We start from the raw sequence: 16,851 nt of genomic DNA, 5'->3' as shown, positions 1-16,851 counted from the left end.
TAAGTATGGATTTAAAAGATAAATTAGTATCGTCTTTTATGGCATTTGAGAACTCGGTAGACATTGATGCTCCAGTTCATGATATTCGTAGTGAAGCGATAAAGTCATTTGAAGATCAAGGGTTTCCGTCTAAACGTGATGAAGCTTGGAAGTATACATCGTTAAATGGTGTTTTGAAACACGATTATAGTGTATTTCCAAAGCAAGAAAATGCACTTGATTATAAGGATGTTAAGAAGTATTTTATCTATGATATCGATTCTTATAAGATTGTATTTATAGACGGGAAATATTCCTCTCATTTAAGTCAGACTACTCATGATGGTATAGATGTATGTTTGATGTCTGCAGCTTTAACGAAGCCAAAATATAGATTAATTATTGAAAATTATTTCAATAAAGCGGCTACAAAAGATAGCCTATCTTCATTAAATACGGCATTTTCTCAAGAAGGGGCTTACATTCATATTCCGAAGAATAAAGTGGTAGAAAAGCCTATTCAGATTATTCATTTTTCAACAGGAAGCGAGTCAGCATTGCTATTACAACCTCGAAATTTGATTGTAGTAGATGAAAATTCTCATGTTCAAATTATGGAGCGTCACCAAAGTTTGACAGATAACCCAGTACTAACTAATAGTGTTACCGAAATTTTTGCAAATAAACGTGCGATTGTAGATTATTATAAGCTTCAAAATGATAAACCTAAAGCATCTTTAGTGGATCATACGTTTATCAAGCAGAAACGCGAAAGCCATGCTTCTGTGCATACCTTTTCATTTGGAGGACAGCTCATCCGTAATAATCTTAATTTTTATCAGGAAGGCGAACGAATTGATTCAACTTTGAAAGGCGTTACTATTATAGGAGATAAACAACATGTTGACCACAATACATTAGTGCATCATATTGAACCTAACTGTGAAAGCCATCAAGATTATAAAGGTATTTTTTCTGATAAATCAACAGGTGTATTCAATGGTAAAGTTGTTGTAGATAAAATAGCTCAAAAAACTAATGCATTTCAAGCCAACAATAATATCTTATTAAGTGATAAAGCTTCAATAAATACTAAACCTCAATTAGAGATTTTTGCAGATGATGTCAAATGCTCTCATGGTTGTACTATTGGGCAATTAGATGATAGTGCTATGTTCTATATGCGTTCACGAGGAATTCCTGAAAAAGAGGCTAAAGCTTTACTGATGTTTGCGTTTAGTAATAATGTTTTAGATTCTGTAAAAATTCCTGAAATTAAACATCGTATTACAAAAATTATTGCCAACAAACTAGGCGTCAATATTGGGTTTGATTTGTAATGAAAAACACTAACAATCATATGGTGTTCAACGTTGATACTATTAGACAAGATTTTCCAATTCTCAATAGAGAGGTTAATGGAAAACCATTAATCTATTTTGACAACGCGGCCACTTCACAAACACCACAACAGGTGATTGATGTGATTGTAGAGTATTACTCAAATTACAATGCTAATATTCATAGAGGTGTACATACTTTGAGCCAAGAAGCTACCGATTTGTATGAAGCAGCTCGACTCAAAATACAGCAACATTTTAATGCCAAGCATTCTTTCGAAATCATTCTAACATCTGGAACTACCCATGGTATCAATCTTGTTGCTAATGGGTTTTCAAGTCTTCTTAATAAAGACGATGAAGTCTTAGTGTCTGCGTTAGAACATCATAGCAATATTGTGCCATGGCAAATGTTATGTGAGCGTACAGGTGCTCGTTTGAAAGTAATCCCTATGAATGAGAATGGGGAATTGATTCTTTCTGAATATGAAGCATTGTTATCTCATAAAACTAAACTAGTGTTTGTCAACCATATCTCAAATGCTCTAGGGACTATTAATCCTATTTCTGAAATCATAAACAAGGCGCATCAAGTTGGTGCAGCAGTATTGGTTGATGGTGCACAATCGTGTCCGCATATCAAACCAGATCTTCAAGAATTAGATGTAGATTTCTATGTGGCTTCTGCGCATAAAATGTGTGGCCCAACTGGTGTTGGTGTACTCTATGGAAAAGAAGCTTGGTTAGAGAAATTACCACCTTATCAAGGTGGAGGTGAAATGATTGACCAAGTAACTTTTGAGCAAACAACGTATGCAGGATTGCCTCATAAATTTGAAGCTGGAACACCAAACATTTGTGGAGGTATTGCTTTTGGTGCTGCTGTAGACTATATGAATGCTATAGGTTTTGATACTATTGCAACTTATGAGCATGAGCTTTTAGAGTATGCAACCGAGCAACTATCAACCATAGAAGGTTTAAAAATTTACGGAACGGCTAAAGAAAAAACCTCAGTAATTTCATTTAATATTGATGGTATTCATCCTTATGATATTGGAACCATTTTAGATAAACTTGGCATTGCTGTTAGAACTGGCCATCATTGTGCTCAACCCATTATGGATTTCTTCAAAATTCCTGGTACAGTGAGAACTTCTTTCGCATTTTATAATACAAAGACTGAAATTGATGCCTTAGTTGAAGGTGTTAAGAAAGCAAAATTGATGTTAAGTTAACAATCTGTACGAAATCCCTTCGGCTTAATTACGGGTTTTCCGTAATATCTTATTTGTGAATTGCATTTTATCGAAAACTCTACAATATTTTTGCTTATTATTCATTTTTTACATCAAAAAAATATATATTCAGCAAATTTTTAACCAAAAACTATTATATAATGAGAAAAATGTTATTGAGCTTTGCGGCTCTAGCCCTGATTTTTACGTCATGTGATTCTGACAAAAATGAAATTTCTGAAGAACAAACTAAAGTCGATATGAGTGACTTTTTTGTGTACACAGAATCTGATACTAATGGTGCTCAAGGGAGACAAGGAATTACACCATGTCACAGTATGGCAAACCTAAACCGATTATTAGATGAAGACCCAAAGTTGTATAAAAAAATGTATGACATTGAGTATCATACAAGAGCCAATTCTATTGCCTTTAAACCTGGAAACGGAAATGGGAATGGAAATGGAAACAACGGCGGCGGTGACGGTGGCGATGGAGGTGATGGCGGATCAGGTGACAACTTAGGTGTTATTACGATTCCAGTATATGTACATGTTATTTATAGCAATTCACAACAAAATATTAGTTCTGGACAAATTCAATCACAAATTGATATATTAAATGAAGATTTTAGAGCAACAAATAGTGATGCCAATCAAGTGCCAGGAGAATTTTCTGGCTTGGTAGCAGATAGCGAAATTGAATTTACACTAGCAGACACATTTAGACATGCTGATTCAAGAAGTTCTTGGGGAACAAATGATGCAATGAAACAAGCCTATCCACCAATAACCCCTCAAACACATTTAAATATTTGGGTGTGTAACATCGGAGGAGGAATTTTAGGATACGCACAATTCCCAGGAGGACCAGCTTCAACAGATGGTGTGGTTGTGTCTCCACAATATTTTGGTAATACAGGTTTTGTATCAGCTCCTTTTGATGGTGGTAGAACAACAACACACGAAGTTGGGCATTACTTAAACTTACGCCATATTTGGGGTGATGGAAGATGTAATAGAGATGATTTTGTATCTGATACACCTAAGTCTGATGCACCTAACTATGGTTGCCCATCTTACCCTACAGTTAATTGTCGATCAAATGATATGACAATGAACTATATGGACTATGTTAATGATGACTGTATGTATATGTTTTCTGAAGGACAAAAAACTCGTATGAGAACTATTTTCCAAGCTGGAGGACCTAGAGCAGCAATGGCGAACTAAAAATTTAATTATAGATTATAAAGGGGTGTCAATTTGACGCCCTTTTTTGTTTACATTTTGAAGTCAAAAACTTTGGCTTCTTTTTTGTAATATTACTATAAACAACTAAAAACATAAGACTATGAAACTTATACTATGCGTTCTCATGATGTTAATTTCAGCAAAAGAATGCGATCAACATACAACTCAGGCATCTAATGAAACGACTTCAGAGTCATCTGAAAGGCAAATTCAAGAAGGTATGAAAGTAACTTACCAAGCTGCTACTAGAGGGTTTTTTATGCGGATTTGGTTTGAAGGCGATTCGATTATGATATCTAGTGATTATTCATTAGAAAAAATTGATACTTACCCATTTCCGAAGGATCAACGGGAAACTTTTTTAAACCTTTTGAGTGATGTTGATAAAAATAATCTCCCAGATTTAGAAGCACCTTCGAACACATCACAATTTGATGCAGCTCAAATGGCATGGTTAGAAATATCTGAAGGAGAAGAAAGTTATAAAACTATGATTTTTGATCATGGTAATCCACCTAGTGCTATTAAGGCTTTGGTAGAAAAAATACTATCTCTTAAAACTATGGTTGAGAAACAATAGAGATGTCGTATCTTTGCAACTGTAATTTAGACCACTTTTGTTGAGCTAAAAAACGTGAAGAATACTATGACTATAACCGAAATACAAAATGAAATTATTGATGAGTTCTCAATGTTTGAAGATTGGGAAGAACGGTATCAATATATGATTGACTTAGGGAAAACCTTGCCTTTAATTGACGAACAATATAAAACGGAAGAGCATATTATAAAAGGTTGTCAAAGTAAAGTATGGGTACATGCCGAAATGAATAATGACAAAGTAGAGTTCACTGCAGATAGCGATGCAATTATTACTAAAGGGATTATTGCAATTTTAATTCGTGTGTTTTCTAACCAACACCCGAAAGATATTATTGAAAGTAACACCGATTTTATCGACCAAATAGGTTTGAAGGAGCATTTGTCACCAACACGTGCTAATGGCTTGGTAAGTATGATTAAACAAATTAAAATGTATGCGATTGCATACCAAACACAATTAAACTAGTTCATTATGAGCGAATCAACAATAGATACTAACTTGTTAGGAGAAAAAATAGTTAGAGTTTTAAAGACTATTTATGACCCAGAAATTCCTGTAGATATATACGAATTAGGATTAATTTATGATGTGTTTGTTAATGAAGATTATGATGTTAAAATCTTAATGACTTTAACAACGCCTAACTGCCCTGTGGCCGAAACACTTCCGCTTGAGGTTGAAGAAAAAGTGAAATCATTAAATGATGTGAAATCTGCTGAAGTAGAAATCACATTTGATCCACCTTGGAGCCAAGATTTAATGAGTGAAGAAGCTAAATTAGAATTAGGGATGCTATAATATGGCAGATGAAATTATAAATAGAGTAGCACAGAGTCAATTAATGGTTGTCGATTTAGAAGATTTCTATCCTGAAGGCAAACGAGTAATTTTTGATATCAAAGACTGGCTGTTTGAAGGTTTTGTATTACGGGAAAAAGACTTTAGAAAACAGATCAAAGCGTATGACTGGACTATTCACCAAGACCAGTTTATTGCGTTAACCTGCTCTACCGACGCTATTATTCCAGCTTGGGCATATATGCTGTTAACTTTAGAATTGCAACCTTATGCTAAAAAAATTATTATTGGTGATTTAGAAGTATTAGAAACTTCTATTTATCAGGATGTCATTAATACACTTAATGTTGATGACTTTCAAGATAAGCCATTAATTATAAAAGGTTGTGCTAATAAACCAGTACCAGTTAACGCCTATAGTATGCTTGCAACTAGATTAAAACCAGTAGCAAAATCAATTATGTATGGTGAAGCTTGTTCATCGGTACCTCTATTCAAAAGAAAAAAATAAATTAAAACTCGTGACTTATGTTGCGTAAAAGCGTCTAATACTCAAACCTAAATAACTAAACTTTAATTTAAATAATTGGTGTTCAAATAACTAATGAATTATATTTGCGCTTTGATTATTTAATTGAAACCCTTAAAATTAAAATTATGACTAAAAAATTACTTTTAACTGCAGTATTGATGCTATCAGTCATGTTTAGCTTTTCGCAAACTAAAGAAGAATTAGAAGCTCAAAAAGCTGAAAAACAAGCTGCTGCTGATGCTGCGCAAGCTGAAGCTGATGCATTACAAGCTCAAATTGATGCTCTTCCTGGATGGAGAGTTGGTGCTTTTGGTGTGATTGGTGGAAGTTTATCTAACTTTAATAATTGGTACGCACAAGGTGCTCCAAACAATGCTTCTGGTAACATTGGCTTTACAGTAAATGGATTTGCAAATTTAATTCAGGATAAATTTTTCTGGAGAAATGCATTAACTACAAATTTAAACTGGACAAAATTAGATAATAAAGACACTGATTTGGATAGTGACGATTTCGAACCAACTACTGATGTATTTAATATTTCATCATTATATGGAAGAAATATCACTGATAAACTTGCTGCATCTGCGTTAATGGAATACAGAACAACCATTTTAAATAACTTCAACGATCCAGGATATTTAGATATAGGTATTGGTGCCACTTGGACACCAATCGATAATTTAATCGTGGTTATTCATCCATTAAACTACAATTTTGTATTTGCTGATAACGATAATGTTTTTGAGTCGTCTTTAGGTGCAAAAATTGTTGCAGATTATACTCGTCAAATAGGCGCTGTTGGATTTAAATCTAATTTGTCTGCATTTCAAAGTTATAAAAGTGGAGATTTGTCAAACTGGACTTGGACCAACTCATTTAGCTATACTTTATGGAAAATGATTGGTGTTGGTTTTGACTTCGGATTAAGAAACAATAAACAAGAAGCATTAAACTTTGCTTTGGCTAATTTTGATGGAGATGTTGCAGATACTCCAACTTTTGATAGCGTAGATAACGACTTGCAAACTTATTATACATTAGGATTAACTTACAAGTTCTAAAACACATAGTTCACAATTCAAAAAAAGCACCTCATTGAGGTGCTTTTTTATTTACTCTATTTCTTCTGAATAATCCGGATATAAAAAATGATTATATGGAAAACGAGTCACATGAATGTCTCTTACTTCATCATATACTCGTTTTTTAAAGGTGTCTAAATTTTTCTTATTTAATGCAGAAATGAATAAAGCATTATTACCTACACGATGCATCCAAGTGTTTTTCCATTCTTCAAGAGAATAATGAGATGAGGTTCTTTCAGTAACTAAATCATCCTCTTCTAAAGGTTCAGCTTTATAAGCATCGATTTTATTAAACACCATAATCGTAGGCTTATCTGAACTATTAATTTCACCTAGAATTTTATTAACAGACTCTATATGTTCTTCAAAGTTAGGATGAGAAATATCTACAACATGCAATAACAAATCTGCTTCTCTAACTTCGTCAAGCGTGCTTTTAAAAGATTCTACTAATTGGGTTGGTAATTTTCTAATAAACCCAACGGTGTCAGTTAATAAAAAGGGTAGGTTTTGGATGACTACTTTTCTAACCGTAGTATCTAAAGTTGCAAATAATTTGTTTTCAGCAAATACATCACTTTTACTCACGACGTTCATGAGTGTTGATTTTCCAACATTAGTGTATCCAACTAAAGCCACTCGAACCATCTTACCTCTGTTGCCTCGCTGTACAGCCATCTGTTTATCAATGGTTTTGATTTTGGCTTTAAGTAATGCAATTTTATCACGTACTATACGTCTATCCGTCTCAATTTCTGTTTCACCAGGGCCACGCATTCCAATACCTCCTTTTTGCCGTTCAAGGTGGGTCCACATTCCTTTTAATCGCGGAAGTAAATATTCGCATTGTGCCAATTCTACTTGTGTACGCGCATAACTTGTAGTGGCTCTTTGAGCAAAAATATCTAGAATAAGATTAGTTCTATCTAAAACCTTTACACCCAATATTTTGCTAATGTTTCGCTCTTGGGCTGCGGATAGTTCGTCATCAAAAATAGCAGTTCCAACATGGTTATCTTCTATAAACTCTTGAACGGCTTTCATTTTACCTGACCCTATAAATGTTTTAGGGTTAGGCATATCCATTTTTTGAGTAAAACGTTTTAAAACTTCACCACCAGCAGTATAGGTTAAAAACTCTAACTCATCCAAATATTCTTTCGATTGTTCTTCATTTTGCTCACGAGTAACAACACCTATTAGAACCGTTTTTTCTAAACTTATATTCTTTTTTTCAATCATAGACTCAAATAAAAAACAAAGTTACATAATTGAATCTTCGTCTATTGCATTTTAAAACCTAAATTTGTGATGTGAGTTCCCAAGATTTCAATATGACAACATATACGATTGCTTTTTATAATCTCGAAAATCTATTCGATATTTATAATGATGCTTCAAAACATGATGACGATTTTTTACCAGGTAAAGATAAACGCTGGACCAAGAAGCGCTATGATCGAAAACTCTACAAACTTGGTCAAGTTATTTCAAAGATTGGTTTTGAGGAATCTCAAAAACCTCCCGCTATTGTAGGTTTAGCCGAAGTTGAAAATAAGAATGTACTACGAGAACTTCTACAAAGTAAAGATTTAGAAGCTTATAATTATGGGATAATTCATTATAATTCTCAAGATGAACGAGGCATTGATGTCGCTATGATCTATGACACGACTGTTTTTAAAGTTCTACGTTCTAAAACATATTCAATTTACATAGAAGACGAGATTGGTGATCAAGATTATACCAGAGATATCTTACTAGTGTCTGGAATACTGCATTCAGAAAAAGTGCATTGCATTATTAATCATTGGCCTTCAAGAAGGGAGGGGGAAAATGAGTCAATGCATAAGCGTATTAAAGCAGCTCAAAAAGTTTTAGATATTTTGCAAGAAATTAGATATGAAGATGCCAACGCTAAGATTTTTGTTATGGGTGATTTTAATGATAACCCTAGTAACGAAAGTATTAAACTTTTAGTGAATGAAGGTGGTCTTTATAATCCAATGGAAACCATGCTGTCTTATACAAGAGGAAGTTTAAACCATAATTTCAAATGGAATTTATTTGATCAAATATTGTTTACTACAAACTTTTTTGATACAAAAAAAGGTACATTGAAGTTTGATGAAGCTGATATCTTTGATGAGAAGTTCTTAACCCAATACAAAGGGAAGTTTAAAGGTCAGCCATTTAGAACCTACGTAGGGAAAAAATATAAAGGTGGTTACAGCGATCATTTCCCAGTTTTTGTGCAATTAAATGTATCTGAAAACTAAGTTCTTAACGTCTTTTTCTTTTTGTCGATAATAATTGCGTTTTGTCTATTATAACAATGTTAACGGTTTGTTAACTGTCATTTTTTTTATCTTCGGTTACTTATTACGAGTCTTTAAATTCGCTCGTTTTGTCTAAAACTCACAATTCACCCCCAATGGATATGTTTAAGGCGCTAATAGTCAGTTGATTAATAATTAATAGCTTTCATTAATATGAAAAAAATTTTACTCTCGTTATCATTCCTTTTTGCGATTTCAATTTGGTGTGCTGATGCACAAATTACATCATATCCTTATACAGAAGACTTTGAGTCAGGAGATGGTGGATGGACAGTTGATGGTGCCAACCCTGGAACATGGGCTTTAGGTGCACCTGCAGCAACGGTTATTAATAGCGCCGATTCAGGTGCTAATGCTTGGGTGACAAACCTTACAGGGAATTATGGAACTAATGAAAATGGGATTGTTGTAAGTCCCGTTTTTGATTTATCTTCACTTGTTTCACCATCGATCGAATTAAGCGTTTGGTGGAATTCAGAATTTAGTTGGGATGGGATGGTGTTACAATCTTCTATCGATGGAGGAACGTCATGGCAAAATGTAGGAGCTAATGGAGATCCTAATAATTGGTATAATGATGGAACCATTGCTGGTAATCCTGGTGGACAACAAGAAGGTTGGACTGGCCGAGGAACTTCGGGTTCTGGAGGATGGGTCATAGCTAGACATGCATTAAATGGTCTAGGTGGCCAAGCCAATGTGATTTTAAGAGTTGCATTTGGATCTGATGGATCTGTTCAAGATGAAGGGGTCGCTTTTGATACGGTTTCAATTTTTGAAGTGTCTTGTCCTGAGCCTTCAGGAATCAATATAGCCGCTGTAACAGAAAATTCTGCTGAAGTAAGTTGGATAGCTGGGGGCGCAGAGACCACATGGGAAATCGCAATACAAGATGCAGGAACTGGTTTGCCATCAGGACCTGGTGTATCTACAACGAATAATAATCCATATAATGCTACAGCATTAACACCAAGTACAGCTTATGAAGTATATGTGAGAAGTGATTGTGATGCAGATGGATTCAGCAATTGGGTTGGGCCTTTTAATTTTACAACATTAAATACACCGCCTCCACCACCAGTAGGAGTGACATGTGTTTCAGGATCGTCATCGTTTATATTTACAGAGAATTTTGATCAAGATCCACCATCTGGTTGGACTGGTACTGGGTTTGATGGAACAGATGGGAATTGGGATATCACAGCCGCAGGTGCTAATTCTTTTGGGACTGGACCAGCAAATGCATATGATGGAAGTTCAGGTACGCACTTAGAATATGAAGCCTCTGGTGATTCTTCAGATATTGCATCGGCTATTAGCCCAGGTATAGATTTGACGGCTGCTGTTGATGGTGCAGAATTATCATTCTTTTTTCATGCGTTTGGAGAAGATATGGGAACTTTAAATGTTGGGGTTGCTAATGATGCAGCAGGACCATTTACAAACCTGTTCACTTGGGTTGGAGATTTACAAATCTCAGATGATGAAGCATGGGTTCCAGTAGGAATAAACTTAGATGCTTATTTAGGTCAGATCATTTATTTAGAATTTAGTTATGGTGGAGCTGGAACTGGTTTTGAAGGTGATATGTCTATTGACTTTGTTAGAGTAGAATCTTGTGGGTCATTTTGTATCCCTCCAAGTGGAATAACGGTAGCAAATATTACAGGAACAAGTGCAGATATTAGTTGGACTCCTAATAATGGAGAAACATCTTGGGAATATGTGGTTGTACCAGCTGGAACTGGAGAGCCTTCAGGGCCTGGAACAACTACCAATACACCATCTGCAAGTATTTCAGGATTGGATTTTGAAACTGAATATGAAGTTTGGGTGCGAGCCGATTGCGGTACCGAATTTAGTATTTGGTCTGGACCAGTAACTTTTACAACAACAATACAAACGAATTTTGATGTCGATTGTGCTGTTGGCCCTGTGAATAGTTTCTTATGCTATGGGAATAATGATTCCGAGATATTTACATATACAAGTTCCGATGGATCGCTTCTTAACCTGACAATTAATGTTGGTGAAATAGAAGGAGCACCTTTTGATTTCTTATTAGTGACTGATGGTAATGGAACTGTATTATATAATGATGAAGGTAATGATGGTGTCTTAGATGGCTTATCATTTCAATCCTTAACCGACACCATTCAAATTCAAATCCTTTCAGATGGATCGGTAAGCTGTGAATCTGGAAGTTTCTGTTGTTCAGATGGTATAGATTATACAGTGTCTTGTGCTACTTGTATTAATCCTGTCGCAACATATCAAGTTGTCGATGATTGTGATAATGGCGATCAGTTTTTAATTGATGTTAATGTGACTAGTTTAGGTGATGCAACTTCTTTAACAATTTCAAATAATATTGATGCTACAACTGTTCCAGTAACTAGCACAGGAATATATCAAATAGGTCCATTCCCATTTTTAGTAGATGTTGTTGTTACAGTAAGTAACGATCAAGATGTAAATTGTGTTATCAATAGTAGTCCAATACAACTATTGGCTTGTCCACCAGAAAATGATAATCCATGTAATGCAACGGTTGCAGTAGTAAACGATGATCAATCTTGTGACTTAACAACACCAGGCACCCTAGTTGAAGCAACAGATTCTGGCGTTCCTGCTGGAAATTGTGCAGGAAACCCTGATGATGACGTTTGGTTTGAATTTGTAGCTTTAAATGAAGTGCAATTGATTTCATTGGTCAATATTGCTGGAGGTGGATTTAATACAGATATAGGGTTGTATGAAGGAGATTGTGATAACCTAGTAGAGCTAGAATGCGCTGGCGCTGATGCTATGGTGTCTCCACAACTCGTAGTTGGAAATACATATTATGTTAGAGTGTTCTCTGGAGGAAATAATGCTGAAACGACAACTTTTGACTTATGTATCAAGGAAGCACCAACTAATATTATTTGTGAGAATGCTGAAAACTTCTGTGCTGAAGCTGGAGGAGCATTAACTACGTCAAATATCATAGGTATACCTGATCCAACAGATATTGCGTGCTTATTTTCTGCACCAAATCCTACATGGAATATTATCCAAATTGGAGAACCTGGCTTAATTGAAATCGAAATTGCCCAAACTGATGAAGATGGAAATGGATTAGATGTTGATTTTGTACTTTGGGGTCCTTTTGCCTCACTTGAAGATGCTTGTGGTAATTTAGACTTAGGTTGCCCTAACCCAGGAGGGGATTGCCCAAATAATACTACTGATCCTAATTTTTATCCTTATGGTAATATTGTAGACTGTAGTTATTCGGCTGCTGCTGTGGAGAATTTAACGATTAATAATGCTCAAACTGGAGAAATTTATGTGTTATTAGTTACTAATTTCTCTGATGATGCTGGTAGTATTTCGATTAGTCAAACCAATTCTGGAGGAGAAGATGATGGAAATATTACTGCTGAAATTGAAGTTGAACTTGGAGAAGATCAAAACTTCTGTGGATTCCCAGATTTTGTGTTAAATGCAGATTCACCTTTTGCTGATACTTATGAGTGGTATAAAGATGGATTTATAATTGCAGGTGAAACAGGATCGACATTAACAGTAACAGAATCTGATACCTATACGGTTATTGCTTATGATGAACAATGTGATGCTCAAGCTCAAGATTCTATAACTGTAGTCTTTGGAGATGAGCCTGTAGCTAATGCTGTTCCAGATATGGTAACCTGTGATGATATCTCTGCTGATGGTGTAGAAGACTTTGACTTAGAGTCGCAAACTGTTGGAGTATTAGGAGCTCAAGATGCTACCGAGTTTAATGTAACGTATCATTTGACTCTTGCAGATGCTCAAGCAGATACAGGAGCATTAACATCTCCATATAACAACATATCAAATCCACAAACTATTTACGTAAGAATTGAAGATGCTGATGCTGAATTCTGTTTTGCAACTACAAGTTTTGATTTAATCATTTCGGGACCAACACCAGATGCAACTAGTGTTCCAATTGAAGCATGTGATGATGATATGGATGGCGTTACATTATTTGATTTAGCTGCTCATGATGGAAACGTATTAAATGGACAAGATGGAACTCAATTTACAGTGAGTTATTATGAGACTGAAGCAGATGCCGAAGCTGGTACAAATCCTATAGATACTACAGTATTATACAGTAGTGAGTCTCAAACTATTTATGCTAGGGTAGAAAGTAATATCGCTTTCGATTGTTATTCTACAACACCTTTCGACTTAATCGTTAAGCCGTTACCTAGTACATCATTTACAACCGATTTTGAATATGAGGTTTGTCCGAATGCTACAGTACCAATCCTTATAACTGCAACACCAAATAACTATTCAGCTTCTGATGTTAGTATAGTTTGGTACAGAGATGGAGCTGTTATTGCTGGAGAATCTGGTTTAACACTTCCAGTTCTTGAAGCTGGACTTTATGAAATTGAAGTGACATTTAACGATAATACAATGTGTTCAAGTGTAACTGAGCAAACCATAATCGAACTAGAAAGCTGTGTTATCCCACAAGGAATTTCTCCTAATGGTGATGGAATGAACGATATATTTGATTTGAGCAGCTATAATGTTAGCAAACTAGAAATTTTCAATCGTAATGGAACTTTAGTGTACTCTAAAACGAATTATACCGATGAATGGCATGGTCAAACTAATGATGGAGAAGAGTTACCAGTCGGTACTTATTTTTATACTATGGAGTATGAAGATGGTAAAAGAAGAACTGCTTGGGTTTACATCCAACGTCTCAATTAAAACCAATTAAAATCAATAATAAAGAATTAAGTAATTCAACCAAAAACTAAAAATCAAACAACTAACAAATGAAAAAATTTTATATCATTATTGTATTGCTTATAGCAACACAAGTGTATGGACAGCAAGATCCCCAGTATACACAGTACATGTATAATATGAATGTCATTAATCCAGCTTATGCAGGTTCTCGAGAAAACTTGTCTTTCGGATTATTATATCGTTCACAATGGGCAGGGATTGATGGTGCTCCTCAAACAGGAACCTTTTTTGGCCACTCACCAGTTGGAGAAAAAGTAGGTCTAGGATTGTCGGTTATTTCTGATGAAGTAGGTCCAATCAAGGAAACAAATGTTTATGCCGATTTCTCTTATACCTTACAGTTAGGAGGGCCTCATAGGTTAGCTTTCGGTCTTAAAGCAGGAGCAACATTTCATGATATTGGTCTTGCTGGAATTGATTTAATTGATCCTAACGATCCATTTTTTCAAAACATTAATACAACCACACCAAATATAGGTGCCGGATTCTTTTATTATACTGATAATTATTACTTGGCATTATCTGTTCCAAATATTCTAAACTCAGTTCATTTAGACGCCGATGGTAATAAATTAGGGTCAGAAGAAGCACATTACTTCCTTACAGGTGGATATGTGTTTCAATTGTCACCAAATACAAAGTTGAAGCCATCATTTATGGTAAAGTCTGCATTTAGTGCGCCAACATCTTTTGATGTCAACCTTAATGCTTTATTCTTTGAAAAATTTGAATTAGGTGCTTCATACAGATTAGACGATTCTTTTTCTGGATTAGTGAATTTTGCCATTACACCTTCGGTTAGAATTGGATATGCTTATGATAATGTGTCTTCAGATATTAGGAATTATGCTCCTGCATCTCACGAGTTCATGTTATTATTTGATTTAAACTTCCCAAGGAAAGTTTCACGTTCACCTAGATATTTCTAAACAGTTAAGCTAAAACATTATGAAAAAATTATTGACACTTTTTACAATAGCAGCATTAAGTAGTTTCAGCTTAATTGCTCAGAATAAAGACACCAAAAAAGCAGATAAACATTTTAATAGATTTGAATTTGTTGAAGCTGCCGAAGATTATGCCAAGTTAATTGAAAACGGCAAAGGTAGCCCTTACGTTTATGGCCAATTAGCTGAATCTTATTACAATGTATTTAATACTCAAGAAGCTGAACGCTGGTATGCAAAAGCTTTAGAAAGTAATACTGACCCTGAAATGTTGTTTAAGTATGCTCAAATGCTTAAAGCAAATGGTAAGTATGAAGAATCTAATACTCAAATGGCTAAATTTGCTCAAATGCGTCCTAGTGATGATAGAGCCATCGCCTTTAATAAAAACCCTGATTACTTACCTAAGATTCTAGAAAAGGGAAAGAAATTCAATATTCAAAACTTAGGGTTTAATACACAATATTCAGATTTTGGAGGAACACTTCAAGACGGAAAACTATATATTACTTCTGCAAGAAATACATCTCGTAGAACTTATGGATGGAACCAAGAACCATTTTTAGATATTTATGAAATGACTAAAAATGATGATGGTACTTACCAAGCAGGAGCTTTGTCTGGAGATAAAATTAATACAAAACACCACGAAGGATTGGTAGCATTCTCACCGGATGGGAATACCATGTATTTTTCAAGAGAAAGTTATTTTGAAAAAGAATATGAAACCGATTCTTTAACAAATTATAAAATTAGTCAAATACATCTATTTAAGGCTACTAAATCTGGTAGTACTTGGGATAATGTCGAAGGTTTTGCGATTAACAGTGATAATTACTCTGTAAAAAACCCATCGATAAGCTCAGATGGTAAAACACTTTATTTTGCATCAAATATGCCGGGAGGATATGGTTTATTTGATATTTACAAAGCGAGTATTAATGATGATGGTACTTTAGGAGAACCAGAAAACTTAGGCCAAAAAGTGAATACTCAAGGTCAGGAAATGTATCCTTTTATTAGCAGCAATAACACGCTTTACTTCTCTTCAAATGGTCATTTAGGATTAGGAAATCTAGATGTCTTTTATTCTAAAGTTGTTGATGGTAAAATGGGGCCAGTTCGAAATGTTGGTATTCCAATCAATAGTAATGCAGATGATTTTGCATTTAATTTAGATGAAGAAACCGAAGAAGGTTTTGTATCCTCTAATAGAGATGGTGGATTAGGAGGTGATGATATTTACGCAATTAAAAAATTGCAGCCATTATGTGATGTACTTATAACTGGTACAGTAACAGATTCTAAAACGGGTAACCCAATAAACGCTGCATCTGTATCATTATACGATGATCAAGGAAATTTAGTATTAAGCAAGGTTACTGATTCTGACGGAACAGTTGAGTTTATTGTTGAATGTGGTAAAGAATCTGAACTTGAAGTTGTGATGGATGGTTACGAAAGTCAAAAACTAACCATAGCAGCTTCTGAAGAAGAAGAGGAAAGTGTTAGCGTTATGCTAGACCCAATTGAAGTTATCGTTACTCCTGATGAAGTTGTTCTTAACCCTATTTTCTTCGATTACGATAAATCTAATATTACAGCACAAGCAGCTTTTGAATTGGATAAACTAGTTCAAATCATGAATAAATATCCAGAAATGGTAATTAATGCAACATCTCATACCGATAATAGAGGGTCTGCTTCTTACAATGAAAGATTATCAGATAGAAGAGCTAAAACAACTGTTCAATATGTAATCTCTAAAGGTATTGATAAAGCCAGAATCTCTGGAATGGGTAAAGGTGAAAATGAACCAAAAGTAGATTGTGGTTCTAACTGTACAGATGATGAACATCAGATGAATAGAAGATCAGAATTTATTATCGTAAGTGGAGGACCACAAGCACAATAATATTGATACATATGA

Annotated in this window: 13 protein-coding genes; 12 read left to right on the top strand and 1 reads right to left on the bottom strand. The window is 34.8% G+C overall.

The features are described from left to right. Nucleotides 1-5: 5 nt before the first annotated feature. The 8 genes from sufD to ACTU6T_RS05400 all read left to right on the top strand — a co-directional run bounded on the left by sufD (nt 6) and on the right by ACTU6T_RS05400 (nt 6,808). A complete protein-coding gene (gene sufD, locus ACTU6T_RS05435) occupies nt 6-1,319 on the top strand; it encodes a Fe-S cluster assembly protein SufD (RefSeq protein ID WP_460220245.1) in 1,314 nt (437 codons plus the stop codon). 20 nt (nt 1,320-1,339) lie between these two features. Then, a complete protein-coding gene (locus ACTU6T_RS05430; protein ID WP_460220244.1) occupies nt 1,340-2,557 on the top strand; it encodes an aminotransferase class V-fold PLP-dependent enzyme in 1,218 nt (405 codons plus the stop codon). Between the two features lie 161 nt (nt 2,558-2,718). Next, nucleotides 2,719-3,789 (top strand): zinc metalloprotease, encoded by a 1,071-nt coding sequence (locus ACTU6T_RS05425; protein ID WP_460220243.1) that lies wholly within the window; start codon nt 2,719-2,721, stop codon nt 3,787-3,789. Nucleotides 3,790-3,910: 121 nt separating this feature from the next. Then, nucleotides 3,911-4,390, top strand: coding sequence for a hypothetical protein (locus tag ACTU6T_RS05420; protein ID WP_460220242.1), 480 nt, complete (start codon nt 3,911-3,913; stop codon nt 4,388-4,390). Between the two features lie 66 nt (nt 4,391-4,456). Further along, nucleotides 4,457-4,879: a SufE family protein gene (locus tag ACTU6T_RS05415; RefSeq protein WP_460220241.1), complete on the top strand. Its 423-nt coding sequence runs from the start codon at nt 4,457-4,459 to the stop codon at nt 4,877-4,879. 6 nt (nt 4,880-4,885) lie between these two features. Then, nucleotides 4,886-5,212: a DUF59 domain-containing protein gene (locus tag ACTU6T_RS05410; RefSeq protein WP_460220240.1), complete on the top strand. Its 327-nt coding sequence runs from the start codon at nt 4,886-4,888 to the stop codon at nt 5,210-5,212. A 1-nt stretch (nt 5,213) separates the two neighbouring features. Beyond that, the gene (locus ACTU6T_RS05405) at nt 5,214-5,723 is read left to right on the top strand and encodes a DUF2480 family protein (RefSeq protein WP_460220239.1); all 510 of its coding nucleotides are present in this window, start codon (nt 5,214-5,216) and stop codon (nt 5,721-5,723) included. A 146-nt stretch (nt 5,724-5,869) separates the two neighbouring features. Continuing rightward, nucleotides 5,870-6,808: a DUF3078 domain-containing protein gene (locus tag ACTU6T_RS05400; RefSeq protein WP_460220238.1), complete on the top strand. Its 939-nt coding sequence runs from the start codon at nt 5,870-5,872 to the stop codon at nt 6,806-6,808. A 51-nt stretch (nt 6,809-6,859) separates the two neighbouring features. On the opposite strand, the gene hflX is transcribed toward ACTU6T_RS05400, so the two are convergent. Continuing rightward, nucleotides 6,860-8,074: a GTPase HflX gene (hflX, locus tag ACTU6T_RS05395; protein WP_460220237.1), complete on the bottom strand. Its 1,215-nt coding sequence runs from the start codon at nt 8,072-8,074 to the stop codon at nt 6,860-6,862. A 92-nt stretch (nt 8,075-8,166) separates the two neighbouring features. Between hflX and ACTU6T_RS05390 the strand changes: the two genes are divergently transcribed. From ACTU6T_RS05390 to ACTU6T_RS05375, 4 genes are all read left to right on the top strand, one after another. Continuing rightward, on the top strand, nt 8,167-9,111 hold the full coding sequence (locus tag ACTU6T_RS05390; protein ID WP_460220236.1) for an endonuclease/exonuclease/phosphatase family protein: 945 nt from the start codon (nt 8,167-8,169) through the stop codon (nt 9,109-9,111). 213 nt (nt 9,112-9,324) lie between these two features. Next, a complete protein-coding gene (locus ACTU6T_RS05385) occupies nt 9,325-13,932 on the top strand; it encodes a T9SS type B sorting domain-containing protein (protein WP_460220235.1) in 4,608 nt (1,535 codons plus the stop codon). A gap of 68 nt (nt 13,933-14,000) precedes the next feature. After that, a complete protein-coding gene (locus tag ACTU6T_RS05380) occupies nt 14,001-14,903 on the top strand; it encodes a PorP/SprF family type IX secretion system membrane protein (protein WP_460220234.1) in 903 nt (300 codons plus the stop codon). 19 nt (nt 14,904-14,922) lie between these two features. Next, nucleotides 14,923-16,836, top strand: a complete 1,914-nt coding sequence (locus ACTU6T_RS05375) for an OmpA family protein (protein WP_460220233.1) — start codon at nt 14,923-14,925, stop codon at nt 16,834-16,836. Nucleotides 16,837-16,851: the final 15 nt, after the last annotated feature.

It is taken from the genome of Psychroserpens citreus, from assembly GCF_055686305.1.
Note: the sequence above shows the minus strand (reverse complement) of the source record. Positions and strands in the feature narration are given on the sequence as shown.